We start from the raw sequence: 26,375 nt of genomic DNA, 5'->3' as shown, positions 1-26,375 counted from the left end.
TCTAAAGGCTTACTTGCTCGGCGCCGTGCGGGTGTCGACGTCGACGACGACGCTGAGGCCGGCGCGCAGACGCCCGCTGTCGAGCGCATCCTGCGGCAGCGCGATGCGCACCGGCACGCGCTGGATCACCTTGGTGAAGTTGCCCGTGGCATTTTCCGGCGGCAGCATCGAAAAGACCGAGCCGGAAGCCGGCGAGATCGATTCGACGGTCCCGACCACAGGATGATCGCTATAGGCATCGACATGGACGTTGACCTTCGAGCCGGGCACCAGATGCTGGATCTGCGTTTCCTTGAAGTTGGCGTCGATATAAAGCCGGCGCACCGGAACAAGCGCCATCAGACGCTGACCGGGAGAAACGAGATCGCCTTCCTGAACCGAGCGGTTGCCGACGATGCCGTCATAAGGTGCCTTGAGCACGGTGAAGGACAGGTCGCGGGCGGCCTTGTCGCGCGAGATTTCCAGCGAACGGACCGAGCCTTCGGCCTCCTTGCGTTGGGCCTGGAGAATGGTGATGTTAGCCTGCGCAGCAGTGATGTTGGCATCGCCGCCGGCAAGATTGGCCTTGGCCTGGTCGAGAGCGATATTGGCATTATCGAGATCGGCGGCGGTGCCGACCGACTTCGCCTGCAAATCGCTCTGGCGCTTCTGGGTGATCTCGGCACCGCGAACGGCCGCTTCGAGTGCCACCTTTTGCGCCCGCGCCTGCACGAGGCTGGCATTGGCGCCTTCGATCTGCGCGTCAATGCGCTGCAGCGAAAGCTGTTCAGTGGCGATCTGGGCCTCGGCCTGATCGAGGGCGTTCTGATAGTCGCCGTTATCAAGCGTGGCAAGCACGTCGCCCGCTTTGACTTCCTGGTTGGCGACTACATTCACTTTCGCGACGTAGCCCGTGACCTTCGGCGAAATCGTTGCAATATCGCCCTCGATATAGGCGTCGTCAGTCGACACCATGAAGCGGCCGTTCGTCCACCATTCGTAACCATACCAGCCGCCGCCCGCGAGAAGAGCGAGAACAAAGATCGGCAGCACCGGGCTGCGGCGCTTCTTCGCAGCTGCAGCGGCCGGAGCCGGCGCCGACTGCGCAGGCGCAGATGGCATCTCGCGGGCTTCCGCCGTCGGAGCTTCTGCAACGGCCGCGACTTCAGCAGTGGCCTCTTCGGCTCCGGCGTTTTCGCTAACGATCCGCGCGACGCTGCTTTTCTGGTTGCTCGACATGGCCACTTTACCGATCTTGGAGTAAGTAATCGAACTGAACGGTTCGGTTCAGTTGACTTAAACCTGTTTTACCGTCATATCAAGATGTATAGAACCAATCGGTTCGATTTCTTTTAAAGAAAAAACGAAACCGTGAACACGGTTAAGGATAAATGACGCTGAAACCCGACCACGCCGCCGTCTTCAGCCCTCCCGTTGGAGGAGGCCGATTTGCTGCGGGCGAAGATCCGGCCAAGCGTCAGCAGATTCTCGCCGGCGCCAAGCGCGTCTTCATGAAGATGGGTTTCGACGCCGCCAGCATGAACGACGTGACGCGCGAGGCCGGCGTCTCCAAGGGGACGCTCTACGTCTATTTCACCAACAAGGAAGAATTGTTTTCGGCGATGATCGAGGCCGAGCGCGCCGCCTTCGTGGCGGCCGTGCGCACGGCGCTTGCCGAACATGACGATCCCGAAGCCGGTCTGTACGAATTCGGGGTGAGCTTCGTCACCCATATGACCGATGAAAAGGTCATCAGTGCCATGCGCACCGTTCTTGGCGTGCGCGACCGCATGCCGGTGCTCTGCCAACGCTTCTTCAAGGGCCCGGAAAACCTGCGCACCATCATGCGCGACTTCCTGGAACGGCACATCGCCGAAGGCAGGCTCGAAATCGACGATATCGATCTGGCCGCCGGCCAGTTTCTCGACCTCGCCAGCGGCAGTTTCTTCAAGCTCCGCCTGTTCGGAAGCATGGAAGAGCCGCCGCATCGCGACGAAATCGAGCGCGTCATCTGCGGCGCAATCCGGGTCTTCATGGCCGCCTACGGCGCGCGCCAGCACGAGACCGTCTGATCCACCTTTGGCCCCACCGTTGACTGCCGCGCTCCATCGGCCAGAATCCCGCAATAGCGATCAAATCCGGATACCGGCTTTTCGTTAAGGAAGAAGCCGCAACCAGGAGATTGAGAATGAGCGCCGTCGGACGGGCGATCTGGTTCATAGAGAGCCATTTCGAAAACGATCTGTCGCTGGAAGAGATATCGGAAGCAGCCGGATTGTCGCGTTACCACCTGTCGCGCGTCTTCGGGCTCGTTACCGGCCACTCGATCAGCAGCTACATAAGAGGGCGGCGCCTCAGCCGCGCCGTGCCCGCATTGATCGGCGGTTCATCCACCATTCTCGAGGTTGCGCTTTGTGCGAGCTATGGCTCGCACGAGGCTTTCACCCGCGCCTTCCGCGACCAGTTCGGCGTGACGCCGGATGCTGCGCGTCGGCAAGGGCACGCCCGTAACCTTGTCCTGCTGGAGCCAATCAGAATGGACCCCACCCACCTCAACGACCTCGAACCGCCCCGCCTCGAAACCCTTCCGCCGATGCTGTTTGCCGGCTTGCAGGAAACCTACCCCTATGGCGGCAACGCCGCCATCCCGTCTCTCTGGCAGAAGTTCAATGCCCATTTCGGCCATATCTCGGGACAGAAAGGCAATGTCGCCTACGGCATCTGCACCCATATCGACGGCGAGGCGGAGATATTCCGCTATATAGCCGCGGCCGAAGTCGCCGATGCCGGTGATCTGCCGGCGGATTTTGCCACACTCAAGCTTCCCGGCCAACGTTACGTCGTCTTTGCCCACCGCGGCCATGTCTCCGGCATTCCCGCGACCATGCACAGGATCTTCGGCACATGGTGGCCGACCTCGGGCCTGGAACATGGCGAGACGCCCGACATGTTCGAACGCTACGATGAGCGCTTCGACCCCCATACAGGCATGGGCGTCACCGAAATCTGGCTGCCGATCAGAGCATGATGCCGAAAGTGTGAGCGGTTTTCTCATGACATCATGCTCTAACTCTTTAATTTAGAACAGGATTCAAATTTAAGGCCGACCCGGCCTTAAATCATCCTGTTCTAGGGAATAAAAGTCACAACGATTTCGTATACCCCCTTGCGGCGCTTGCGTAGCAGGCTACCGACACTACATTGCGCGCGTCATTCACGCATGTGACGCAAGAGGGATATACGCTTATGCAGGGAATCATGACGCTCATTCAGGATCCGGCCGCCTGGGTGGCGCTCATCACGCTGGTGGTTATGGAAGTCGTTCTCGGGATCGACAACCTGATCTTCATTTCCATTCTCACCAACAAACTGCCGCCTGAGCACCGGGAGAAGGCTCGCAAGATCGGCATCGGTCTTGCGCTCGTCATGCGCCTGGCACTCCTCGGCACCGTCGCCTGGATCGTGCAGCTGACCGAACCGCTGTTCGAGGCTTTCGGACACGGCTTCTCCTGGAAGGATCTGATCCTGATCGCCGGCGGCTTGTTCCTAGTCTGGAAAGCCACCAAGGAAATTCACCACAGCGTCGATCCTATAGACCAGCAGGAGGATTTCATCGCGAAATCCACCACGACAGGCTTTGCATCGGCGATCGGCCAGATCCTGCTGCTCGACCTTGTCTTTTCGGTCGACAGCATCATCACCGCCGTCGGCATGACGCCGCATCTGCCGATCATGGTGGTCGCCGTCGTCGCCGCCGTTACCGTCATGCTGGTTGCCGCAACCCCGCTTGCCAACTTTATCGAGCGGAACCCGACGATCGTCATGCTGGCGCTCGCCTTCCTGCTGATGATCGGCACGACGCTAATCGCCGAAGGCATGGGCTTCCATGTGCCGAAGGGCTACGTCTACGCCGCCATGGCCTTCTCGGCGCTGGTCGAGGTGCTGAACATGTTTGCGCGCAATGCCCGCAAGCGCAAGCGGGAAGGCGCGCATTGAGATTGAAGCGGGAAGGCGCGCCGAAAACCGGCGCGCCGCTCCTCAATGCCATCGGGCCTTTGCAGGCGTGGTTTTTCTTGACGCGCCCGGTTGAATATGGCCTAAGGCCAGCCGAACGGACGATTGGCGGATAGTGCGGGCGCATGCCCTTTTTCGGCCGGTTTGCCGATGAAGATATCTGCATCCTTCGGCCGAACGTCGCTTTCCCTGGAAAGCCGTCCGCCGTTCATTGACGGGCCATACCAATGACAACTTCCGGCGTCCGCGTCCGCATCGCTCCCTCGCCGACCGGCGAGCCGCATGTCGGCACCGCTTACATCGCTCTCTTCAACTACCTTTTCGCCAAGAAGCACGGCGGCGAGTTCATTCTGCGTATCGAGGATACCGACGCGACGCGCTCGACCCCGGAATTCGAGACGAAGGTGTTGGACGCCCTGAAATGGTGCGGCCTGGAATGGAAGGAAGGCCCGGATATCGGCGGTCCCTACGGCCCCTATCGCCAGTCCGACCGCAAGCCGATGTACCAGCCTTACGCCGAGGAATTGCTGGAAAAGGGGCATGCCTTCCGCTGTTTCTGCACCCCCGCGCGCCTCGAACAGATGCGCGAAACCCAGCGCGCCGCCGGCAAGCCGCCGAAGTATGACGGCCTCTGCCTCAACCTGACCGCAGAGGAAGTGACCTCGCGCATGGCAGCCGGCGAGACGACCGTCGTCCGGATGAAGATCCCGGCCGAAGGCTCCTGCGACTTCAACGACGGTGTCTACGGCGATGTCTCCATCCCCTGGGATTCCGTTGACATGCAGGTGCTGATCAAGGCCGATGGCATGCCGACCTATCACATGGCCAACGTCATCGACGACCATCTGATGAAGATCACCCATGTGGCACGCGGCGAGGAATGGCTGGCGTCAGTGCCGAAGCACATTCTGCTCTATCGCTATTTCGGCTGGGATCAGCCGGTCTTCATGCATCTCTCACTGATGCGCAATGCCGACAAATCGAAATTGTCGAAGCGCAAGAACCCGACCTCGATCTCCTATTATTCCGCGCTCGGCTATATCCCGGAAGCGCTGATGAACTTCCTCGGCCTGTTCTTCATCCAGATCGCCGAAGGCGAGGAGCTGTTGACGGTGGATGAGCTCTCCGAGAAGTTCGACCCGGAAAACCTCTCCAAGGCCGGCGCGATCTTCGACATCCAGAAGCTCGACTGGCTGAACGGCCGCTGGATCCGCGAGAAGCTGTCGGAAGAAGAGTTCCGTGGCCGCGTGCTGAGCTGGGCGATGGAAAACGATCGCCTGATGGCGGGCCTGCGCCTGTCGCAGACGCGCATTTCAAAGCTCGGCGAACTGCCCGACCTTGCCGGCTTTCTGCTGAAGTCCGATCTCGGCCTGCAGCCTTCCGACTTCGCCAAGATCAAGTCGCCGCCGGAAGAGATCCTGGAGATCCTCAACACTGTTCAGCCGGATCTCGAAAAGATCCTGGAATGGAATGTCGAGACGATCGAGGCGGAGCTGCGCGCGATCGCCGACCGCATGGGCAAGAAGCTGAAGGTCGTGGTCTCGCCCCTCTTCGTCGCTGTGTCCGGCTCGTCGCGTTCCCTGCCGCTCTTCGATTCCATGGCGATCCTCGGCCGGTCCGTCGTGCGTCAGCGCCTGAAGCTCGCCTCGCAGGCGGTCGCCGCCCTCGTTGGCTCGAAGTAAGAACAGTCAGAGGATTCCACAGTGGCTGACAACAAGACCGAGAACACCCTTTCCTCCGACGTGACTGAGGTGCGCGCCCAGAAACTGAAGCTGCTGCGCGAGCAGATCGGCGAGGTCTATCCGGCGCATTTCCACCGGACGATGACCAATGCCGAACTCGGTGCCAAATACGAATCTCTGGAACCCGACGTCGAGACGCAGGACATCGTCACCGTTGCCGGCCGCGTTTATTCCTCGCGCAACTCCGGCATGTTCATGGACATCCACGACGCCGGCGGCAAGATCCAGATCTTCAGCCATAAGGATACGACGCCGGAAGAGGCCCGGGCGCTGCTGCCGATGATCGACATCGGCGACATCATCGGCGTCACCGGCATCGTACGCCGCACCAAGCGCGGCGAACTGACGATCAACGCTCAGAAGATCGAAATGCTGACCAAGTCGCTGTTGCCGATGCCCGAGAAGTGGCACGGCCTCTCCGACATCGAGCTGCGTTATCGCAAGCGCCATCTCGACATCATGACCAATGAGGATTCGAAGCTTCGCTTCCAGCAGCGCTCGAGGATCGTATCCGGCATCCGCCGCTTCATGGAGAATGACGGCTTCATGGAAGTCGAGACGCCGATGCTGCAATCGATCTATGGCGGCGCCACCGCCGAGCCGTTCAAGACGCATCACAACACGCTGAAGCTCGACATGTACCTGCGCATCGCGCCGGAACTGTTCTTGAAGCGCACGTTGGTTTCGGGCCTGACCGACAAGGTCTTCGAGATCAACCGAAACTTCCGTAACGAAGGCGTCTCTACCCGGCACAATCCTGAATTCACGATGATGGAATGTTACTGGGCCTATGCCGATTACGAGGACATGATGGACCTCGTCGAGCGGCTGTTCGAAACCCTGGCGCTCTCCATCCATGGCACGACGGAATTCGACTTCGGCGACAAGCGCCTGTCCTTCAAGGGGCCGTTCGAGCGCGTGCCGATGCCCGATGCCGTCAAGCACGCCACCGGCATCGATTTCATTGCGATCAAGACCGACGAGGAAGCCCGCGCCGCCGCCAAGGCAGCCGGCTTCGCGGTGGAGAAGGATTGGACCTGGGGCGAATGCCTCGCCTTCATCTTCGAGGAAAAGGTTGAATCGACGCTGATCCAGCCGTCTCACGTCACGCATTTCCCGAAGGACATCTCGCCCTTCGCCAAGGAAGTGCCGGGCGAGCCGCGGCTCGTCGAGCGCTTCGAGACCTATTGCAATGCCTGGGAACTCGGCAACGCTTTCTCGGAGCTGAACGATCCCGAAGAGCAGCGCCGCCGCATGGTCGAGCAACTCGAACAGGCGCATGCCCGCGGCGAAAAGGAAAAGCAGCTGGACGAGGAATTCCTCGATGCGATCGACCAGGGCATGCCGCCAGCAGGCGGCCTCGGCATCGGCGTCGACCGCCTCATCATGCTGCTGACCAACGCCCCGTCGATCCGCGACGTCATCCTCTTCCCGGCTCGCCGCAACAAGGCCGACTGACGGAAATAAAGTATCGAAACAAAATAAGCGGAGTGCCGGCCGGCGCTCCGTTTTTATGCCGCCGTTCAGTGGGTCTTGGCGGCTTCCGCCGGCGGCTCTTCGGCCGGTGCCTCCGCCACCACATCCGCCCCGCCGCTCTCCGCAGCAGGCACGGCCTTGCTTTCGGCCGCCGGTGCTGCGCCATGTGCGCCGCCTGCGACCTTCTTGCCCTTTTCCCCGTTTTTCGTGGAGCCAACGGCGACCGGATCGACGCAATCCTCGGGATCCTTGAAACCGGAACTGATCATGGCGATTTCGTCGGAGGGCATATCTATGCGCTCGCCGAAAAACAGCCCGTTTTTGCTGGCCTTTCCGTCATAATAGCGCGCCGTATACGTCTTGTCGTCGAGGCCGGGAACGGTCTTGTCGGGATGCGGGATATAGACGACGTCGGCGCCGATCGCTCGGCCGCGGATGTCGGCGCGCAATGTCGGGCCGTTCTCGTCGAGCACCACCACCTGGACCAGATCCGGCTTCTGCGCTTCGTAAACGGCCTGGGCGACCCGAAGCGCTGTCTTGACGCGCGTCATCCCGTCGGTCGGTTCGGTCTTGATGTATTTGCGCACCCAGATGTGGTCCTGCTTCCGGATCGTCACCAGGTTGATGTCGCTGCATTCGAGCCCGTAGCCACCACCGGCGGCACCCATCAGCCTGTCCTTGCCGACATAAACAGCCGCGCCGCCGGAAACGCCCGCCAGAAGAGCGACTCCACCGATGATGATTGCCAATTTCCGGGAAGGCCGGAACATGCGCAGTAAGGCCTTCACGCCAACTGCTCCGCCATCTGAAACTCCAACGCAGGACAAGTGCTGATAATGCTAAGGAAATGACGTTTCCGAAAGTTTAAGTGGGGGTGCAAAGCCTGCGCCATTTTGAGAAAACACCAAAAAAGGTCCGCTTTTCCCGGCCGCTTGCCACGGCCTGTTCCGCCATGCTCTAAACGCCCATGGCCTTCACGCTTCGCCAGGTTCAATATTTCGTCGCCGTCGCCGAACAGGGTTCGGTAACGCGCGCCGCACAGAACCTTTCGATCTCGCAATCCTCGGTGACGGAAGCGCTCAAGGAGCTCGAAACGGACCTCGGCGTTACGCTCTTCGAGCGCCACCCGCGCGGCCTGACGATCACCCATAACGGCCATCAGTTCCTGCGTCACGCGACGAAGATCCTCGCCTCCGTTTCCGATGCGCGCACCAGCTTCTCCGGCCAGCAAAGCGCCCTTTCCGGCACGCTGAACATCGGCGTCACTTCGCTTGTCGCCGGCTACGTGCTCTCCGACCTCCTGGCGCGATACCGGCGCGCCTGCCCTGGCATCGAGGTCAGCGCCATCGAGGACAATGGCGGCTACCTCGAACACCTCCTGGTCGGCGGCGAACTCGATGTCGCCGTCATGGTGATATCAAACCTGCGCGACCGCATGGCGCTGCAGGCCGAGATCCTCGAAACCTCGCCCTATCGGCTCTGGCTGCCGATGGGCCATCCGCTGGTCTCGGCCGAAATCATCTCGGTCGCCGACATTGCCCGCGAACCGCTGATCATGCTGACGGTCGACGAAATCGAGGAGAATACCGGCAAGCTGCTGTCAGCCCTCGGCGCCCGCCCGCATGTCGCCTTCCGCACCCGATCGGTGGAGGCGGTGCGCAGTCTGGTTGCCACGGGCGCCGGCGTGGCGCTGCTTCCCGATCTCGTGTACCGCCCGTGGTCGCTCGAAGGCGACCGCATCGAAAGCCGCGACGTCTCCGGTTCGCTGCCGGTCGTCCAGGTCGGCATGGTCTGGCGCAAGGGCTCCAGCCTGCCGCAGGCGGCACGCGATTTCGTCGGCATCGCCGAAAGTCTGCGCTCCGGCCGCATCCGCTGATATCGGAATTTCCGATAACACCTTTCTGATAAATGAATTTGCGAAAGCGGCCTTTTCGCGCCACCTTTTCATTCGGGAACAAACCGCCGCAAAAGTGGCACCAGACGGGGAGACGGATGATGACGCATCTCTTGAAATCCTGCACGGCAGCGCTTGCCTGCCTGAGCTTCGCGACGCAGGGCATCGCCGCCGAACCGCTGAAGGCGCTCGGCAAAGGCGAAGGTGCCGTCAGCATCGTCGCCTGGGCCGGCTATATCGAGCGCGGCGAAACCGACAAGAACTACGACTGGGTCACGGGTTTCGAAAAGGAGACCGGCTGCAAGGTTTCCGTCAAGACCGCCGCCACCTCGGATGAAATGGTATCGCTGATGAACGAAGGCGGCTTCGATCTCGTCACGGCATCGGGCGACGCCTCGCTCCGCCTCATCGCCGGCAAGCGGGTCCAGCCGATCAACACCAACCTGATTCCGAGCTTCAAGACCGTCGACGAGCGTCTGCAAAAGGGCCCGTGGTATACGGTCGGCGACGTCCATTACGGCGTGCCCTACCTCTGGGGGCCGAATGTGCTGATGTACAATACCGATGCCTTCAAGGACAAGGCGCCGACCAGTTGGAATGTCGTCTTCGAGGAGCAGACGCTGCCGGACGGCAAATCGAACAAGGGTCGCGTTCAGGCCTATGACGGCGCGATCTATATCGCCGACGCGGCGATGTATCTGATGGCGCACAAGCCGGATCTCGGCATCAAGGATCCCTACGAGTTGACCGAGGACCAGTACAAGGCTGCCCTCGATCTGCTGCGCGGCCAGCGCAAGCTCGTCTCCCGCTACTGGCACGACGCGATGATCCAGATCGACGACTTCAAGAACGAAGGCGTCGTCGCCTCCGGCTCCTGGCCCTTCCAGGTGAACCTGCTGCAGGCCGACAAACAGAAGATCGCCTCGACTTTCCCCGATGAAGGCGTCACCGGCTGGGCCGACACCACCATGCTGCACGCCGACAGCGAACATCCGAACTGCGCCTATATGTGGATGGAACATTCGCTGCAGGCCAAAGTCCAGGGCGATGCCGCGGCTTGGTTCGGCGCCGTGCCTTCGGTTCCCGCCGCCTGCAAGGGCAACGCACTGATGGGAGACGCCGGCTGCGCCACCAACGGCTTCGATCACTTCGACAAGATCAAGTTCTGGAAAACCCCGGTCGCCAAATGCACCACGCAGAGCGAATGTGTGCCCTATCATCGTTGGGTGTCAGATTATATCGGCGTGATCGGCGGGCGGTGAGCCGAGCCGCTGCGTATGGGGCAATCCCCTCCCCAACCCCTCCCCACAAAGGGGAGGGGCTTAAGAGGTGGCACCCAACCCGGCCGTATCCGACAGTAATGTGTATCCTGGAGTGCGGCAGGTTAAGCCCCTCCCCCTTGTGGGGAGGGGTTTGGGCGGGGTCTTTTTTAAGCCTGGACCAAAGCCCTCTCTGAACATGCAAGACCCGGAGTCCCCCCATGACATCAGCCGTCCGTTTCCAGCAGGTATCGCGCCATTTCGGCCAAGTTCGCGCCGTCGACGGCGTCGATCTCGAGATCGCGCCCGGCGAATTCTTCGCCATGCTCGGACCGTCCGGTTCCGGCAAGACGACCTGCCTGAGATTGATCGCCGGCTTCGAGCAGCCGACCGCCGGCCATATCCAGATCTTCGGCGAGACCGCAGACGGCGTTCCGCCCTATCGCCGCAACGTCAACACCGTGTTCCAGGACTACGCGCTGTTCCCGCATCTCAACATTCTCGACAATGTCGCCTACGGGCTGATGGTCAAGGGCATCGGCAAGACCGAGCGGATGAAGGCTGCGGGCGAAGCCCTCGATCTTGTCAAGCTGCCGGGCTATGGCGCCCGCCGTCCCGGTCAACTGTCCGGCGGCCAGCGCCAGCGCGTGGCGCTCGCTCGCGCGCTGGTCAACAAGCCGAAGGTGCTGCTGCTCGACGAGCCGCTCGGCGCGCTCGATCTGAAACTTCGCGAGCAGATGCAGGAGGAGTTGAAAAGCCTGCAGCGCGCGCTCGGCATTACCTTCGTCTTCGTGACGCATGATCAGGGCGAAGCGCTGTCCATGGCCGATCGCGTCGCTGTCTTCAACGATGGCAACATCGTTCAACAGGGCACACCGCAGGATATCTATCGCTGCCCGAAGACCCGCTTCGTCGCCGATTTCGTCGGCTCATCGAACGTGATTGCGCCTGATCTGATGGCCCTCCTCGGCGGCGAGAAGCGCTGGGCAAGCCTCCGCCCCGAGGCCATCCGCCTGGCAAGCGACGGCATCGAGGCAAAAGTCGAAAATGCAAGCTTCCTCGGCGCTGCCACCCGTCTCGGCGTCGATCTCGGGGGCAGCCGGCTGCATGTCATGCTGCCGGCGGGCGCGCCGGTGCCCGAGGTCGGCGCCGGCATCCATCTCGCCTGGCAGCCTGGCGATATTCACTACATGGACGATGCGGCATGACGGCGCTCACCCTATCAGGCGGCAAGACATCGATCCGCCCGGGGCGCGGCGGCCTTTTCGGCCGGCTGTCGGATGCCTTCTGGCGGCACCCGAAGCTCTTGCTCTTCCTGATGCTGACGCCGCCGCTGCTCTGGCTCGGCATCATCTATATCGGCTCACTGATCGCCCTGCTGCTGCAGAGCTTCTTCTCGATCGACGATTTTTCCGGGCTGGTGAATTACGAATTCAGCCTTGCGACCTATGCCCAGCTTCTGAGCCCGACGAATTTCGACATCATCATTCGCACCGTCGTTATGGCAGCGCTGGTCACCGTCGCTGCCGCTATGATTGCCTTCCCGATCGCCTATTACGCGGCGCGTTATGCGCAAGGCAGATGGAAGGCGCTCTTCTATCTCGGCGTCATGCTGCCGCTCTGGTCGAGCTATCTCGTCAAGATCTACGCTTGGAAGCTGATCCTCGCCAAGGAAGGCATCCTCACCTGGATCTTCGAGAAGCTTCACCTCTCCTGGCTGCTCGACGGCATCCTGGACCTGCCCGTCGTCGGCGGCAATTCGCTGTCGGTAAGCTACCTCGGCACCTTCATCGTCTTCGTCTATATCTGGCTTCCCTATATGATCCTGCCGACCCAGGCGGCCCTCGAGCGTGTGCCCGGCAACCTGATCGAGGCCTCGGCCGATCTCGGCGCCACACCACGGCAGACCTTCCGCACCGTGCTGCTGCCCTTGGCGCTCCCCGGCATCGTCGCCGGTTCGATCTTCACCTTCTCGCTGACACTGGGCGATTACATCATCCCGCAGATCATCGGCTCGTCCAGGCTCTTCATCGGCCAGGCCGTCTACGCCCAGCAGGGAACGGCCGGCAACGTGCCGCTCGCCGCCGCCTTCTCCGTGGTGCCGATCGTCATCATGGCGCTCTATCTGTCGCTCGCCAGGAAAATGGGAGCCTTCGATGCGCTCTGACCTCAAGAGATCGCCACTGACCCTGAAGATCGCCGCAGCCGTCGGATTGCTCTTCCTGCACCTGCCGATCCTGCTGATCTTCGTCTATGCCTTCACGACCGAGGAAAAGAGCTATCAGTGGCCGCCGCCCGGCCTGACGCTGCAATGGTTCACCATTGCCTGGAACCGGCCGGACGTCTGGTCGGCGCTTGGCCTCTCCGTGCAGGTCGCCGTCATCGCCACCACGATCGCGCTCCTCCTCGGCACGCTCTGCGCGGCAGCCGTCAGCCAGACGAGGTTTTTCGGGCGCGAGGCGATCTCGCTGCTGGTCATCCTGCCGATCGCCCTACCCGGCATCATCACCGGCATTGCGCTACGCTCCGCCTTCAGTCTTTTCGACATTCCGTTTTCGGTGTGGACCATCGTGCTCGGCCACGCGACCTTCTGCGTGGTCGTCGTCTACAACAATGCGGTTGCCCGCTTCCGCCGTACCTCCGGCTCGCTGATCGAGGCTTCGATGGATCTCGGCGCCGACGGCTTCCAGACCTTCCGTCATATCATCCTGCCGAATATCGGCACCGCCCTTCTTGCCGGCGGCATGCTCGCTTTCGCTCTTTCCTTCGATGAGGTCATCGTCACCACTTTCACCGGCGGCCAGCAATCGACCTTGCCGATCTGGATGCTGGAAGAACTCATTCGCCCGCGCCAGCGCCCGGTCACCAATGTGGTTGCCATGGTCGTGGTGCTCGTCACCTTCCTGCCGATCCTGGCAGCCTATTACCTCACCCGCGACGGCGATCAGATCGCCGGTGCCGGCAAATAACAGGGAGAACATCATGGACACCCAAATGCTGATCGGTTCCCGCTTCGAAATAGGCACGGAGACGGAAGAGCGCATCCTGAACCCAAAGACCGGCGAGACGGTAATCGACCTTCCTGAAGCCTCGCTTTCCCAGGTCGACGCCGCCGTCGATGCCGCCGAAAAAGCCTTCGCAAGCTGGTCGCGGACGACGCCGGGCGAACGTTCCGGTTACCTGTTGAGGATTGCCGACGCCATCGAGAAGGATGCCGCCGGCTTCGCGACGCTTGAGGCGCTGAACTGCGGCAAGCCGATCAATGCCGTGCTGAACGACGAAATCCCGGCGATCGTCGATTGTTATCGCTTCTTCGCAGGCGCCGTGCGCAATCTGCATGGACCGGCCGCTGGCGAATATCTGCCCGGCCACACGTCGATGATCCGTCGCGATCCGATCGGCATCGTCGGCTCGATTGCGCCCTGGAACTATCCGCTGATGATGATGGCCTGGAAGCTGGCGCCAGCGATCGCCGGTGGCAATACGGTCGTCTTCAAGCCCTCGGAGCAGACGCCGCTGACGGCGCTGAAGATGGCCAAATTGCTCTCGGATATCCTTCCCGAAGGCGTCGTCAACCTCATCCTCGGCCGCGGCGAAAGTGTCGGCAATGCCCTGATCAATCATGCCAAGATCGGCATGGTCTCGATTACCGGCGATATCGCCACCGGTAAGAAGGTGCTGCAGGCTGCCGCGAAGACCGTCAAGCGCACGCACCTGGAACTCGGCGGCAAGGCACCGGTCATCGTCTTCGACGATGCAGATATCGACGCCGTCGTCGCCGGCATCCGCACCTTCGGCTACTACAATGCCGGCCAGGACTGCACTGCCGCTTGCCGCATCTATGCCGACGCCAGGGTCTACGACAATTTCGTCGCTGATCTCTCCTCGGCAGTGTCGAGCATCCGCTTCAATCAGGCCGACGATACCGAAAATGAGATCGGTCCGCTGATCTCCAAGCGCCAACGCGACCGCGTCGAAAGCTTCGTCGCCCGCGCTTCAGAACACAAGCACATGGAGATCACCACCGGCGGAAAGGTCTCCGGCGACAGGGGTTTCTTCTTCGCCCCGACCGTCATATCAGGCGCCACGCAAGACGACGAGATCGTCCGCCGTGAAGTCTTCGGCCCGGTGGTTTCCGTCACCCGATTTACCGACGCCGAGGATGCCGTCACCTGGGCGAACGACAGCGACTATGGCCTCGCCTCCTCCGTCTGGACCAAGGATATCGGCCGCGGCATGAAGACTGCCGCCCACCTGCAATATGGCTGCACCTGGATCAACACGCATTTCATGCTGGTCAACGAGATGCCGCATGGCGGCCTCAAACAGTCGGGATACGGCAAGGACATGTCGGTCTACGCGCTGGAGGATTACACCGCCGTGCGCCACGTGATGATCAATCACGGCTGAGCGGCGAGAAAGCTAGGATCCGGAGACTCGGGCGGTGTGGCGGCAAAGCGCCAGCACTCGCCCGCCACCGTTCCGGATCATGGCGCGCGCGTAGACGATGAGCCGCACAAGCAGCGTCATTTCTCCGCAGAGACGCCATCCCATTCAAACGACTTGGAACATTTTCCCGGTTGACGCGTCTTTCTCAGATAGATGCAAAGGATCATGTCATGTTGAAATGGGCTTTGATATTTTTCGTGATTTCACTGATCGCCGGCTTCTTCGGTTTTTCCGGCGTCTCCGCGGCCACCGCGACGATCGCCCGCGTTCTCTTCGGCATTGCGCTGGTGATCTTCCTCATCTTCCTGGTCCTGGCACTGATGGCCGGCCAGGCGATCTTGTGAGCGGAACGCAGCCCCTCCTACAGCCTGTTGAACTCGGCAAGCAGAGCGTCCGCACCTTTGCGGATGCCTACCTTTGACGCTTCCAATGGCGTGAAGCTAGCACCGATATTCATCGCATTGGGATATTGCTTGGTGACGTAAGACGACAGCAGACGATTGCTCGCCGCATCATAGATCTCCACGGCATAGTTCACCGAACCGGTCATCGAGCCTTCTCGGCCACGAACGGCCTGGACGGTATTGTACAATCCACCTGCGACGTCGATGTGTGAGGCCGTTCCGAGCACCGCAGTCGTCGCCTTGGCGCCCGTCAGCGTCAGGTGCAATCTGAGCGTTGCCGGAGCAGGCGTGCTGATGATGGCGAAGCGCGTCTTCAATTTTTCTGTGAATTGAGCCTGCATATAGTTGGCAAGCAACGCTTTGTCTTTTTCGGGGACCTTGCCGAACTGATTGTCGGGACCGTTATAGACCGTAGCGGGATCGACGATGATCCTGGTATATTGGCTCCAGTTAACATTCGTCTGATAACGATATGGCACGCGGCCGGTTTTGTCCGCCATGTTCGGCTGAAGCTGCCGGGCCGAAGCAAGTCCGGAATAAACAGTCGGGTCAGGGGTCGAGCATCCGGCGATGGCCGAACTGGCGAGCATCAGTGCGGCACCGACTTTTAATTTCTTTATCAAGGTTTTGGCTCCAGCTTTGGAAATGCCGAACGGCATGGATCTGGAACCGGTTTTATGGAATTCGAATATTGCTGTGTTTGCTATAATATGCGGAAATGTTCGCGAGCATTTTTGCGACGCAGACACGACGCCAAGCTTGACGACTCCGCCGGGCGGCCGGAATCTAATGTGATGAAGGGATCGACGGCCGGCCTTCAGGCTGGGCCAACTGACCGGCCGGAAGATTGATCACGACAACCAAGCCGCTCGGCTTCCTGTCCAACAACGTCAATTGTCCATTGTGCCCTTTAGTGACGATCCCTTTGGCGATCGGCAGACCGAGCCCAAGCCCCGAACCACCCTTAGCGTCGATCTGTCGCGATTTATCCGCTTTGAAGAATGGCTCTAAAACCTTCGCCTTGAGCTCATCCGTCAAGCCGGGGCCGTTGTCGCTCACCCTTATTTTGATCCCGCCATCCTCGCGGCATTCCAAGCCGATTTCGACCTGCGTCGCATAACGGGACGCATTCTCCACCAGATTCGTAATAGCGCGGCTGAGCGCCTGAGATTTGCAGATAAACGCCAGCCGCCGCGGGCCGGTGAAACTCACATCGACGCCGGTGTCGGCGAAATCGGTCGCGATCGTCTGCAGCAGGCTCGAGATATCGACCTTTCGATCGACCGCTCTCACCGACGGGTCTTTAAAATAGGCCAGGCACTCGTCGATCATGAAGCTCAATGTGGCGATATCGGCCAGCATCAGGCTGCGAAGTTCCGGCTCTGCGGAGCGCTCGGCCCGCATCCGCAGTCTCGTCAGCGGTGTCCTCAGATCATGACCCACTCCGCTCAGCATTCTTGTCCGATCCTCCGCCATGCTCTGGATTCGATCGCTCATGACGTTAAGAGATTCCGCCAGACTGCGAATCTCGGCTCCGCCGTCCGATTCGAAAGGTTTTTCCAGACTGCCTTCCATGCACGCTTGCTTCGCAGCGGCAGCAAAGCGCCTGAGAGGTTCGGTGATCAGCCGGCTGCTGAAATAGGCAAGCAGCACTAAGGGAATGACGATTTTCAGAAATCCGCTTGCAGCTGCCGGAACGAACCACAAATAGCTGGGAAAAACCGGCAGTTGGAAGACGAGGGCACGCTTGCCGTCAATTCCGACAGTCAAGACGTCAGGGCGCGATTGACCCATGGCGAAGCGATGAAATGCCGTCAGAACATTGTCGGCGAGCATCGCGTCGATACGCGCCACCAACTCGCTTGGAGATATCCGTTGATCCACTGCGCCTGACTGAACCGAGGACGTCCTTTCGACCGTAATGCTGAGGGCCGCAGCTCTGTCGAGGACGGCGTCTTCGCCCTGCGTTGAATTTGCGTCAGCAAATTGCTCCGCGATCATTGCCGCTCTCGCAGCAAAAAGGCCGTTCTGAAAGCCGCGATCATGACGGCCATAGATGAATGGCTCCATGGCCGTCGCCACCACGGAAACCAGCACGACAAGGAGGGTCGCCAGGATGAGGATCTGGTTCTGGATCGAAGCTCGCCGAAAATTTCTCAAGAGAGGCGCTCTACCTTGGATGCGAAAAGATAGCCGCCCAGCCGCACCGTCTTTATGAACGTCGGGTCTTTCAGGTTCGGCTCTATCTTTTGCCTGACCCGGCTGATGTGGGCGTCGATGCTGCGCTCAACCGGCCCCGCCGATCCGGCATGCGTCATCGACAGAAGTTGTTCGCGGGTTAAAACCTTGTTCGGATTGCAGCAGAATGCCAGAAGGATATCGAACTCCGCGGTGGTCATAGAAACCTGCGCGCCGTCCGCGTCGTGGAGCTGACGGCTTTTGGGATCGATGCGCCATCCCGAGAACGTCATGGGGCCAAGGGCTTCCTCCTGATGATGAGCGTATGACGCTCTGCGGAGAATACTCTTGATCCTGGCCAGCAGCTCGCGGGAGTTGAAGGGTTTCGTAACATAGTCGTCGGCTCCGAGCTCCAGGCCCAGAATGCGGTCGATATCCTCCTGGAGTGCCGTCAGCATCAGGATCGGCACCGGGCACGAAGCACGAAGCCGCCTGCAGATGCTGAAGCCGTCCTCGCCCGGCAGCATCGCGTCAAGGACGATGAGATCGAATTGCTGTCGCGCTATTATTCGATCCATAGCCGCCGCGCTCTCCACCGACGAGGCCCCAAAGCCGCTGTTTCGAACGAGGTCCACCAGCATATCCGCGATGGCGGGATCGTCTTCGACAATGAGGATATGAGCCTGATTGGAAACTGCCATTTCAAATACCATCGTCATTCGTTCTTTTGCCGGAGATACGGCGCGAAATTACCACGTTTCACCGTGGCTAGAGCATGGTGCCGAAAAGTGTCAGCGGTTTTCGGATGACATCATCCTCTAACTATTAATTTAGAACAGGAGATCTCCGAGCAATCGGATGCCACACGATATCGGTTGCCGTGCCGACGCGGGATCCACCTCAGGGTATCAACTGTCGTGCACTGATGTGTTCGATAATGTTGAGATATGTTGCGGGGATCTCCGACATGGATCCGGCGTCAAAACTGGCTTCCGGAACCGCCGCTGATTTCCACCTTGTCACCTTGAATTGCGCAATCGATGATGACAGTTGCGATGAAACACATCCGAACGACCAGCAGGCAAAAGAACACCAAAGACATGATGGCCGTCGTATAGTGTTTCAACGCCGAGCGCTTCGGCAGCCTTGCGGTGAATTTATGAAGGGCGTCTCTGACGAGACGGCCGATCGCCACGAGCAGGAACAACGCCGTGATGATATATCCGCTTACCGAAGCTGCTCCTAACAACTGAAACATGAGAAGACACCCGCACCAAGTGAAAAGCTCCGGTTTCGGAACTACGCCTTCAAGCCGACGAGACCAGGCAGAAAGATGCCTATCGGACCCGCCCGGAGCGCGACGCAGCGTCCGGTCCGTCGGCGGTGGGAATTTGCCCACGTCTAATCAGCCCGCTCTGCATTTGACGTGGCGCGGCGACTTAAAAGAAGAGATGTGGCGGCACGCCAGCGAGATGCCTTGAGCGTGCTTGCAATCGACGTCCCGTTTGCAGCCGGGGCTTTTTGGACTGCAGAAATCGTGCTTGTTCTTGACTCCGTGAGGGCGGCGATCCTTCTCAGGAATGCGTCGCTGTCGAATTCTTTCGCGGATTGAACGGACTGTGCTGCCGACTGGACAGCATGGAAAAACACCTCCAGATTGATGACTGGTATCGGCTTGATGTTCCGGACCATATCGATATCCGACCGCATTGTTACTGCCAGAAAATATTGGTCCGAACGCAAGGCGTCAAAGAGCTCCGGCACCGAGGATACAGCCGCCGCGGCATATCCGTTCTCATTCAATTTCGAGACGATATCGCAGGCTGCGCCTTTTCCGAGAAAGACGAGAATTGGCTTTTGCTGATCGCGTTGCGCGGAAGACATCATTGGCACACTCCTGACTGTCGCCATAAGTGTAGCCCGCATCGGCGCTTCGGGTTGTTCGGTTTTATTCGGTTTTATTGCGCCGGGGGACGGCTCGCGAAGCTTCGATTACAGCACCGCCCGGAGCCAGGGATGCAGTCTGTTTGTTCGCTTTCGCAGCAGATTGTCGATCGATATCGATCCCGCGCCTGAAGCCGCCAGGACGAACATGCCGCCGGCAATCGCCAGGTCCTTCTCGAAATGCAGCAGCTCGTTCTGGCTCGCAAAATTCGTGTGGAAGAGAAAGGCGGTCGCCAGGCAGAAGAGCGCCAATGCAAGTGCGCCAAGTCGGCTGAGGAAACCTGCAGCAATAGAAAGGCCGGCGCCGATCTGAAGGACGATCACCGCAAGCGCAACCGGCGCCGACAGGCCGAGCGTTGCGAAAGTGTCGATGGTCGCGGCGATATTGGTCGCGAGAGACAACCCTTCATGCAGGAAGATCAGCGACAGCAGCAGCCTGCCCAGGAGAAGAACGAGATCGGCCAGTTGCAGCCGGCTTGGGGCGTTTTCCATCATATCCTCCGGTTTGAGAAGAGCAGACGGTTCCGCCGCCTGCTCTTACATTCATATACTCGTCAATTCCCTCCCTTGGCCGCAATTGCCTTTTGCAGCTCTTCGAGTTCCTCGCAGCCGCTCGGGCAAAGTTGCTTCAGTGATGACACCTGCTCCTCGGCCTTCGCCGTCTCGCCTGTTTCAACATAGAGTTCGCCGAGATATTCACGCGCTGCCTTGTGGTCGGGCTGAAGCTCCAGCGCCTTGGTGTAGTAGGTCAGCGACGTTCTGTAGTCGCCCGTCTTGCGCAGCGTATATCCCATCAGATTATAGACATCTGCCTGCTGGTTGTCCTCGGCAAGGCCGCGAAGCTCCGCCAGGGCGCCGGCATAGTCTTTGACATCGATCTTGGCGCGCACCGACGTCAAGTCGGGAGCGTCCGTCGATTGCATGTTGTCGACGGCAAAGGCGGGAAGCGCCGTCACCGCCGAAAAGCCGGCGGATATGGCACAAAGCCAGATGAATCCGAGAATTGCATATTTCATCATGGTGATCTCCTTCCGGCCTTTCAGGCCTGGATTGTCGGTGTGAAGCCAAAAGCGCTTCCGTCCTTGACGAAGGTGCCCGAGCCGGGGAAAGGGAAGTGCGAGCCGCAAATGGCGATATTGTCGGCAATGATGCGGTCGATGAGACGGCGGCGCGTGTCGACGGCCATCGGCCCGTCTTGATCGTAGCTGCCTTGCCATTCGGGATGCGGCGCGAGCAGGGCCGGCACATACATGATATCGGCCGAGACGAGCAGTTGCTTGCTGCCTGAAGTAACGAGGTAGGTCGAATGGCCGGGCGTGTGGCCGAAAGCTGCGAGAAGCCGCACTCCCGGTGCAACCTCGGCCCCATCGTCCACCAGTTTCCAGTTCTTCCATTTCGGGAAAACCTCGGCGATACGCTTGCCGGCCGGCCTGCGGCCTTCCGCAAGCTTCTCGACCCGGCCGGGTTCCGTCCACCAGTTGTATTCGACGGCGTTGACGATGAGTTCGGCGTTCGGGAAGACAGGATCGTTCGTTCCCTTTTCCATCAGTCCCCAGACATGGTCCGGATGGAAATGCGAGATCAAGATCGTATCGATCGTCTTGTAGTCGATGCCGGCGGCCGCCATGTTCGCCGGCAGGTGGGTGGCATTTGCCTGCCATTGACCGACGCCCGAGCCGGCGTCCATCATGATCAGACGGTTGCCGAGCTTCAGGACGACCACCGTCAACGGGATCGGCATGAATTCGGTCGTGAGCCCGGCCTTGGAAAGCGCCTCCTTGGTGTCCTCGATCGAAGCGTTCTTGATGAAGGTCGGGTCATGCGGTTTTTTCCAGATACCGTCATAGATCGCCGTGACCTCGACATCCCCGACCTTGTATTTATAGAAGCCGACCATCGGCTCCAGCGGCGTCGCGGCGAGCGCCGGCATGACGAATTCGAGCTTTGACGACAGACCGAATGCGGCCGCCGCGGCAGCCGATCCCAGGACGGCGCGGCGTGACATGGTAAACATGGATATGCCTCCTCTTGTTGATGGCATTTCTGGTGGCGAAGACTGGAACTGTTCAGATGTCCTCACTGCCGAACTAGATCGCTGGCACAGCCCGCTTATTCCCAATCTGGGGAGTTATTTCTTCAAGCTGTTGAAAATGTTTTTCGATTTCTATCGCGTGCGATTAACGGCCCGCTGCATGCAAAAAACTGGCGTCGACGTGGAATAAAACCATGTGCCGATCGGTCTAGACGGCAAGGACCGCATTGCATGCCTGTGGGTCTCACGCCTAAATTCGGCCGCTGTTGAGGCAGGGAGAATGATGACAAACGCTCAGATCACCTATCCCGTCGGATCGAACGACTGGTTGCTGCTGGGCCGGCAAGCGTCGAAGACCCGCATTCGACCATCACCGCTGACGGCGCTTCTGGGCGGCGCGGTGCGGCTATTCCACTTCATGGTCTCGGAAAAATCGAGCAGCGATCGAGTCGCTTCGACAGCCGATGCGACGGCGCAGCATGAATTCATGCAGCGCTTTCAGGACATGATCGTTCCGCATCTTGACGCGGCTTATAATTTTGCCCGCTTCCTCAGCCGCGATGCAGATGCCGCACAGGATATTGTCCAGGAAGCCTTCCTGCGTGCCTATCGCAATTTCGAAACCTATCGTGGCGGCGATCCGCGCGCCTGGCTCTTTGCCATTGTCAGGAACTGCTGCCATGTTTGGCGCCAGCAGGATCGCCGCAAAGCGCGGTTCGAGCAGCCTTTGGGCAATGACGGCTACGCTGACCCCGATGAAGGTGGCGAATACCAGATCGCCTCGGAGGAGGATTCGCCGGAAACGGCGACGATCCGGCGAAGCGAACAGCAACGTGTACGCGCGGTTATCAGTCGGCTTCCGGAGGCGATGCGGGAAATCCTTGTCTTGCGCGAGCTTGAAGATCTTTCCTACCGGCAGATCGCCGAGATCATCGATGCGCCGATCGGCACGGTCATGTCGCGGCTTGCCAGGGCGCGGCGTGAATTTGGCGAAGCCTGGGATGCATGCAGCAAAAACGAGACGGCAGGATGAGTGAAGCCCAACAGAGAGGTTGCCCGGAATGGCGCATCATGCTGCACGGCTTCGTCGACGGCGAGCTCGATTCCGTCCATGCAGCGCAATTCGAGGATCATCTTGGCACCTGCGCGAATTGCAGGGCGGAGATGGAAGGGGTCCGTGCCGTGAGAGAGATCATCGATCAGGATGGCGTCAAGTGGCGGCCGCCGGAGGCACTGCGTTCGCAAGTCCTGTCAATGCTGTCGTTTGAACAGGCAGCGGCGACGTCCAGCCTGCCCCCGCCACGCCAGGCGCCGGTCTGGCGCCACGCCTTGGATTTCATCCGACAATGGAGCTTCGTGCCTTCGCTCGCAGTACTGGCGGCAGGCGCTTTCCTGTTCATCAATGCACCGTCGCAGACCTTGCTTTTGCAGGACCAGATCATGGCAAGCCATGTCAGGTCGATGATGGCCGATCATCTGACCGACGTGCTGACCTCGGATCAGCACACGGTAAAGCCCTGGTTCAACGGCAAGATCGATTTTTCGCCACCGGTCAGCGATCTCTCCAAGGATGGCTTTCCGCTGACCGGCGGGCGTGTCGACTATATCGGAGATCGCGCCGTCGCGGCCCTCGTCTACCGGCGCCACGGCCATGTCATCAACCTGTTCATCTGGCCGGCGGCATCGGCCGCACAGACGACGACGGTGCATGACGGCTACAATATGACGCAATGGTCGGATGGAGGGCTGGTGTTCTGGGCGGTTTCGGATGTCGCCGCAGGCGACCTGGCCGAGTTCGAGACCTTTTTCAGGGCGGCGGCGAAGGGTTAAAGCAGACTCGCCCCGACATTGATCGCCAGCGCCAGGATCGTCGTGTTGAACAGGAACGACAGCACGGCATGCAGCAGCGTCAGCTTGCGCATGCTGGTCGAACTGACCGCGACATCCGCCGTCTGCGCGGCAACGCCGATCGTGAAGGAGAAGTAGAGGAAATCCCAATAGCCAGGCTCTTCGATCCCGTCAGGAAACTTGAGGCCACCCTCCTCGTCCGCCCCACCATAGAAATAATGGGCATAATGGATGGTGAAGAGGGTGTGCAGAAAGATCCAGGAGATCAGGATCGTCAGCACCGCGGCCCCTGCCCGGGCCAGCGCGACGTCAGGTGTTGCTTCCTTGATCGAATGAAGCTCGAGGCCGATACCGGCGACGCTGGCAAGCGCCGCACCGATCGAAAGAGCCAGCAATACGGTGTCGGAGAAATCGAGATCCTCGGAGCGTTTCCGGATGCTTTCAACCGTTGCCCGCAGCATCTTGCGCCAGCTGAGCGCGACAAAAACGCCGGCGCTGACATTCCAGCCGAACAAGATGTTGCCGGCGCTGACTTCGCGCGAGGTCACAGCCAAGAAGACCACCAGTCCGGCCAGGATGGCGATGATGAAGCTCGCATGCTTGTAGGCAAATGCCGCCAGCGAACTTGCCCGGTTCTCACCCGCCATATCGGTCTCCAACTGCATATGCCTTTGATAACAGCATGAAAAAAGGCGCGCCTGCCAGCAACAGCCGCGCCTTCGATTGCATGCCGGACCTTATCAGGCGGCGGCGAGCTGCAGTTCCTTCTGCACCATGGTGCGCAACGTTCCCAGATCCTTGGCGAAGGCGCGAATGCCTTCGGCGAGTTTTTCCGTCGCCATTGCGTCTTCGTTCATCATCCAGCGGAAGGTCTTCTCGTCGACAGAGACCTTCGGATCCGGCTTGCGGCTCTCCGGCGAGAGCTTACGCTCCAGCTTGCCGTCATCCTTGGCGAGCTCGTCGAGCAGGTTCGGGCTGATGGTCAGGCGGTCGCAGCCGGCAAGGGCTTCGATTTCGCCGGCGCTGCGGAAGGAGGCGCCCATGACGATCGTCTTGATGTCGTTCACCTTGTAGTAGTTGTAGATTTCACGGACGGAGATGACGCCCGGATCTTCCTCGGCAGTGTAGTCCTTGCCGGTCGACTTCTTGTACCAGTCGAGGATGCGGCCGACGAAGGGCGAGATCAGGAACACCTTGGCATCGGCGCAGGCGATCGCCTGGGCCTTGCTGAACAGAAGCGTCAGATTGCAGTCGATGCCTTCCTTCTGCAGCACTTCGGCGGCGCGGATGCCTTCCCAGGTGGAGGCGAGCTTGATGAGGATGCGGTCCTGACCGATACCGCGATCCTTGTAGGCGGCGATGATCGCGCGCGCCTTGGCAAGCGAAGCCTCGGTATCGAAGGAAAGATCGGCGTCGACTTCGGTCGACACGCGGCCTGGGACGAGCTTCACCAGGGCGGCGCCGACCGAGATGGCGAGGCGATCGGCGACGGCGGAAGAAACGGCTTCAGGATTGCCGCCCTGCTTCTTGCCCCAGGCGACGGCTTCCTTGATGGCGTCGGCAAACATCGGCGTGCCGAGGGCTTTGAGCACGATGCTCGGGTTCGTCGTGCAATCGACAGGCTTCAGGCGGGCGACGGCTTCGATATCGCCGGTGTCAGCGACGACGGTGGTAATCTCGCGGAGTTGGTCAAGCTTGGATGTCATGGTCAATAATCCTTGTTGAACTTGGGCTGCGACCGGCACGAGTTCCGCCGGGCAAAGGTGGTCTATCGACAGGTTATTTGCATGCTGCAGGCGAAAATGCGCGCATCCGTCACGGATGATTCATAAACGTGAAGGACAGTAGCCGTGTTCCCGAACGCAAGCGACACCGCCTGCGGCTGGAAGGCCGATCGTGACTTTCGGCATGCCCGCACTATGTCCTCCTCGGACGGACAGGAACGACTTGTATCATCCGGACTATCGCCATTCGCCTGACGAAAAGTCAAGGACATTTGTGCATTTCAATTGACATAAGTGTCACACCCGTCATTATCCCCCGCAACAAACGCGTCATCGCAACCTCTCGCCTCCATGAGGGGTCTAAGGCCAGGAATTGTGCGGAGGAGATGTGGTCAAGCTTAAACGCGGCACGCACACGGCCTTTTCGGAAGCATCCTCGCTGCGGCTGAGGGCGGCATGGCTCTATTACAACGAGGGCTTGACCCAGAAGGACGTCGCCGAACAACTCGGCATCAGCCGCACCACCGTGATCCGCCTGCTCGATGAGGCGATGAAGCGCAGCGAAGTCCAGATCTGGATCAACGATTCGATCGGCGACTGCGTCGAGCTATCGGTGAGACTGGAGCGCGCCTATGGCCTCGACGAGGCGATCGTCGTACCAGCACCGGTCAACTGCGACGTCGATGCGCTGGCGAAAAATGTCGGCCTGGCGCTTGGCCAGTTCCTCTCCGAAGCCATTCCCGACGACTATACCATCGGCGTCGGCTGGGGCCGCACCATGACCGCCTCCCTGTCGAGCTTCCGGCCGCCACGCCGCGCCAATTGCAAAATCGTCTCGCTTCTGGGCGGCATCGTCGCCGTACACCAGACGAACCCGATCGATTATACCTGGCGGCTGGCAAACCAGCTCGGCGCCGAATGTTACATGTTCCTGGCACCGCTTCTCGTCGATTCCATCGAGACCAAGCGCAATCTGATCGAAAAATGCGGGTTGGATACGATTTACCGTCTCGCCGAAAACCTCGATCTGGCGATTGTCAGCTGCGGCGATATCGGTCCGCATTCGACCTCGCTGTCGGAAGGCTGGATCTCGAAGGCCGAGCTGCAGGAGTTGATCGACGCCGGCTGCGTCTGCGACACCATGTTCAATTTCCTCGACGAGAACGGCAAGTCTGTCGACCACTCGATCAATCGCCGCGTCATGTCCGTCGATCTCGACACGCTGAAGGAGGCCAAGCATATCGTGCTCTCCTCCGGCGGTGCCCACCGGGCCGTCGCCATCCGCGCCACGATCAAACGCATCGGCTGCAACACACTGATCACCGATGAAAGTGCCGCACGGGCACTGCTGGAATTGGCTGAGACATCACCGCCTGTCTCTTCTCCCCAGCGGGGAGACGTGCCGGAGCGTTAGCAAGGCGATGAGGGGGCG

The 26,375-nt window shown here is 60.1% G+C and carries 28 protein-coding genes; 16 read left to right on the top strand and 12 right to left on the bottom strand.

Annotated elements, in window-relative coordinates:
* Positions 1 to 9: 9 nt before the first annotated feature.
* Complete coding sequence (locus HJB83_RS09025; RefSeq protein ID WP_207581851.1) at positions 10 to 1,218, bottom strand: HlyD family secretion protein; 1,209 nt, start codon at positions 1,216 to 1,218, stop codon at positions 10 to 12.
* 152 nt (positions 1,219 to 1,370) lie between these two features.
* On the opposite strand from HJB83_RS09025, the gene HJB83_RS09020 reads away from it, so the two are divergent.
* The 5 genes from HJB83_RS09020 to lysS all read left to right on the top strand — a co-directional run bounded on the left by HJB83_RS09020 (position 1,371) and on the right by lysS (position 7,193).
* Entirely contained in the window at positions 1,371 to 2,051 is a 681-nt protein-coding gene (locus HJB83_RS09020) for a TetR/AcrR family transcriptional regulator (protein WP_207581852.1), read from the top strand.
* 116 nt (positions 2,052 to 2,167) lie between these two features.
* On the top strand, positions 2,168 to 3,007 hold the full coding sequence (locus HJB83_RS09015; RefSeq protein WP_221131730.1) for an AraC family transcriptional regulator: 840 nt from the start codon (positions 2,168 to 2,170) through the stop codon (positions 3,005 to 3,007).
* A gap of 218 nt (positions 3,008 to 3,225) precedes the next feature.
* Complete coding sequence (locus tag HJB83_RS09010) at positions 3,226 to 3,975, top strand: TerC family protein (RefSeq protein ID WP_207581854.1); 750 nt, start codon at positions 3,226 to 3,228, stop codon at positions 3,973 to 3,975.
* A 245-nt stretch (positions 3,976 to 4,220) separates the two neighbouring features.
* Positions 4,221 to 5,675 (top strand): glutamate--tRNA ligase, encoded by a 1,455-nt coding sequence (gene gltX, locus HJB83_RS09005; protein WP_207581855.1) that lies wholly within the window; start codon positions 4,221 to 4,223, stop codon positions 5,673 to 5,675.
* Between the two features lie 21 nt (positions 5,676 to 5,696).
* Positions 5,697 to 7,193 carry a lysine--tRNA ligase gene (lysS, locus tag HJB83_RS09000; RefSeq protein WP_207581856.1) on the top strand — a complete coding sequence of 499 codons (1,497 nt, stop codon included), beginning with the start codon at positions 5,697 to 5,699 and terminating at the stop codon, positions 7,191 to 7,193.
* Positions 7,194 to 7,258: 65 nt separating this feature from the next.
* Here lysS and HJB83_RS08995 read toward each other — a convergent pair whose 3' ends face one another.
* On the bottom strand, positions 7,259 to 7,999 hold the full coding sequence (locus tag HJB83_RS08995; protein ID WP_207581857.1) for a hypothetical protein: 741 nt from the start codon (positions 7,997 to 7,999) through the stop codon (positions 7,259 to 7,261).
* 179 nt (positions 8,000 to 8,178) lie between these two features.
* Here HJB83_RS08995 and HJB83_RS08990 point away from each other — a divergent pair, with 179 nt between their 5' ends.
* From HJB83_RS08990 to HJB83_RS08960, 7 genes are all read left to right on the top strand, one after another.
* Entirely contained in the window at positions 8,179 to 9,087 is a 909-nt protein-coding gene (locus tag HJB83_RS08990) for a LysR family transcriptional regulator (RefSeq protein WP_207581858.1), read from the top strand.
* Positions 9,088 to 9,206: 119 nt separating this feature from the next.
* Complete coding sequence (locus HJB83_RS08985; RefSeq protein WP_221131729.1) at positions 9,207 to 10,367, top strand: ABC transporter substrate-binding protein; 1,161 nt, start codon at positions 9,207 to 9,209, stop codon at positions 10,365 to 10,367.
* Between the two features lie 218 nt (positions 10,368 to 10,585).
* Complete coding sequence (locus tag HJB83_RS08980) at positions 10,586 to 11,572, top strand: ABC transporter ATP-binding protein (RefSeq protein WP_221131728.1); 987 nt, start codon at positions 10,586 to 10,588, stop codon at positions 11,570 to 11,572.
* Entirely contained in the window at positions 11,569 to 12,531 is a 963-nt protein-coding gene (locus tag HJB83_RS08975; protein ID WP_221131727.1) for an ABC transporter permease, read from the top strand. The genes HJB83_RS08980 and HJB83_RS08975 overlap by 4 nt, the downstream gene beginning before the upstream one ends.
* Complete coding sequence (locus HJB83_RS08970; RefSeq protein WP_221131726.1) at positions 12,521 to 13,333, top strand: ABC transporter permease; 813 nt, start codon at positions 12,521 to 12,523, stop codon at positions 13,331 to 13,333. Before HJB83_RS08975 ends, HJB83_RS08970 begins: the two co-directional genes overlap by 11 nt.
* Positions 13,334 to 13,346: 13 nt before the next feature.
* On the top strand, positions 13,347 to 14,774 hold the full coding sequence (locus HJB83_RS08965) for a gamma-aminobutyraldehyde dehydrogenase (RefSeq protein WP_221131725.1): 1,428 nt from the start codon (positions 13,347 to 13,349) through the stop codon (positions 14,772 to 14,774).
* 209 nt (positions 14,775 to 14,983) lie between these two features.
* Positions 14,984 to 15,157, top strand: coding sequence for a DUF1328 domain-containing protein (locus HJB83_RS08960; RefSeq protein WP_007631868.1), 174 nt, complete (start codon positions 14,984 to 14,986; stop codon positions 15,155 to 15,157).
* Positions 15,158 to 15,174: 17 nt separating this feature from the next.
* Here HJB83_RS08960 and HJB83_RS08955 read toward each other — a convergent pair whose 3' ends face one another.
* The 8 genes from HJB83_RS08955 to HJB83_RS08920 all read right to left on the bottom strand — a co-directional run bounded on the left by HJB83_RS08955 (position 15,175) and on the right by HJB83_RS08920 (position 21,353).
* Complete coding sequence (locus HJB83_RS08955) at positions 15,175 to 15,876, bottom strand: DUF3313 domain-containing protein (RefSeq protein WP_405049168.1); 702 nt, start codon at positions 15,874 to 15,876, stop codon at positions 15,175 to 15,177.
* A gap of 127 nt (positions 15,877 to 16,003) precedes the next feature.
* The gene (locus HJB83_RS08950; protein WP_221131724.1) at positions 16,004 to 17,377 is read right to left on the bottom strand and encodes a HAMP domain-containing sensor histidine kinase; all 1,374 of its coding nucleotides are present in this window, start codon (positions 17,375 to 17,377) and stop codon (positions 16,004 to 16,006) included.
* Positions 17,374 to 18,114 (bottom strand): response regulator, encoded by a 741-nt coding sequence (locus HJB83_RS08945; RefSeq protein ID WP_221116593.1) that lies wholly within the window; start codon positions 18,112 to 18,114, stop codon positions 17,374 to 17,376. Before HJB83_RS08945 ends, HJB83_RS08950 begins: the two co-directional genes overlap by 4 nt.
* Before the next feature lie 260 nt (positions 18,115 to 18,374).
* The gene (locus HJB83_RS08940; RefSeq protein ID WP_207584379.1) at positions 18,375 to 18,653 is read right to left on the bottom strand and encodes a hypothetical protein; all 279 of its coding nucleotides are present in this window, start codon (positions 18,651 to 18,653) and stop codon (positions 18,375 to 18,377) included.
* Between the two features lie 143 nt (positions 18,654 to 18,796).
* Positions 18,797 to 19,288, bottom strand: coding sequence for a hypothetical protein (locus HJB83_RS08935; protein WP_221131808.1), 492 nt, complete (start codon positions 19,286 to 19,288; stop codon positions 18,797 to 18,799).
* A 99-nt stretch (positions 19,289 to 19,387) separates the two neighbouring features.
* Positions 19,388 to 19,831, bottom strand: a complete 444-nt coding sequence (locus HJB83_RS08930) for a DoxX family protein (RefSeq protein WP_207581866.1) — start codon at positions 19,829 to 19,831, stop codon at positions 19,388 to 19,390.
* Between the two features lie 62 nt (positions 19,832 to 19,893).
* A complete protein-coding gene (locus tag HJB83_RS08925; RefSeq protein WP_221116592.1) occupies positions 19,894 to 20,358 on the bottom strand; it encodes a tetratricopeptide repeat protein in 465 nt (154 codons plus the stop codon).
* A 20-nt stretch (positions 20,359 to 20,378) separates the two neighbouring features.
* The gene (locus tag HJB83_RS08920) at positions 20,379 to 21,353 is read right to left on the bottom strand and encodes an MBL fold metallo-hydrolase (protein WP_207581868.1); all 975 of its coding nucleotides are present in this window, start codon (positions 21,351 to 21,353) and stop codon (positions 20,379 to 20,381) included.
* On the opposite strand from HJB83_RS08920, the gene HJB83_RS08915 reads away from it, so the two are divergent.
* From HJB83_RS08915 to HJB83_RS08905, 3 genes are all read left to right on the top strand, one after another.
* Positions 21,343 to 21,561: a hypothetical protein gene (locus HJB83_RS08915; RefSeq protein ID WP_221131722.1), complete on the top strand. Its 219-nt coding sequence runs from the start codon at positions 21,343 to 21,345 to the stop codon at positions 21,559 to 21,561. The genes HJB83_RS08920 and HJB83_RS08915 overlap by 11 nt on opposite strands.
* Before the next feature lie 90 nt (positions 21,562 to 21,651).
* Complete coding sequence (locus HJB83_RS08910; protein WP_221116590.1) at positions 21,652 to 22,404, top strand: sigma-70 family RNA polymerase sigma factor; 753 nt, start codon at positions 21,652 to 21,654, stop codon at positions 22,402 to 22,404.
* Complete coding sequence (locus HJB83_RS08905) at positions 22,401 to 23,201, top strand: anti-sigma factor (RefSeq protein ID WP_221116589.1); 801 nt, start codon at positions 22,401 to 22,403, stop codon at positions 23,199 to 23,201. The genes HJB83_RS08910 and HJB83_RS08905 overlap by 4 nt, the downstream gene beginning before the upstream one ends.
* Here HJB83_RS08905 and HJB83_RS08900 read toward each other — a convergent pair.
* Positions 23,198 to 23,866: a DUF1345 domain-containing protein gene (locus tag HJB83_RS08900; RefSeq protein WP_207581871.1), complete on the bottom strand. Its 669-nt coding sequence runs from the start codon at positions 23,864 to 23,866 to the stop codon at positions 23,198 to 23,200. The genes HJB83_RS08905 and HJB83_RS08900 overlap by 4 nt on opposite strands.
* Positions 23,867 to 23,959: 93 nt before the next feature.
* Positions 23,960 to 24,925, bottom strand: coding sequence for a transaldolase (tal, locus tag HJB83_RS08895; RefSeq protein ID WP_207581872.1), 966 nt, complete (start codon positions 24,923 to 24,925; stop codon positions 23,960 to 23,962).
* A gap of 406 nt (positions 24,926 to 25,331) precedes the next feature.
* Between tal and HJB83_RS08890 the strand changes: the two genes are divergently transcribed.
* The gene (locus HJB83_RS08890) at positions 25,332 to 26,357 is read left to right on the top strand and encodes a sugar-binding transcriptional regulator (protein WP_207581873.1); all 1,026 of its coding nucleotides are present in this window, start codon (positions 25,332 to 25,334) and stop codon (positions 26,355 to 26,357) included.
* Positions 26,358 to 26,375 lie beyond the last annotated feature (18 nt).

Origin of the sequence: Rhizobium sp. NZLR11 (assembly GCF_019685115.1) — a bacterium.
Lineage (GTDB): Bacteria > Pseudomonadota > Alphaproteobacteria > Rhizobiales > Rhizobiaceae > Rhizobium.
The sequence above is the reverse complement of the archived record's forward strand: the minus strand, read 5'-3'. Positions and strand labels throughout refer to the sequence as shown.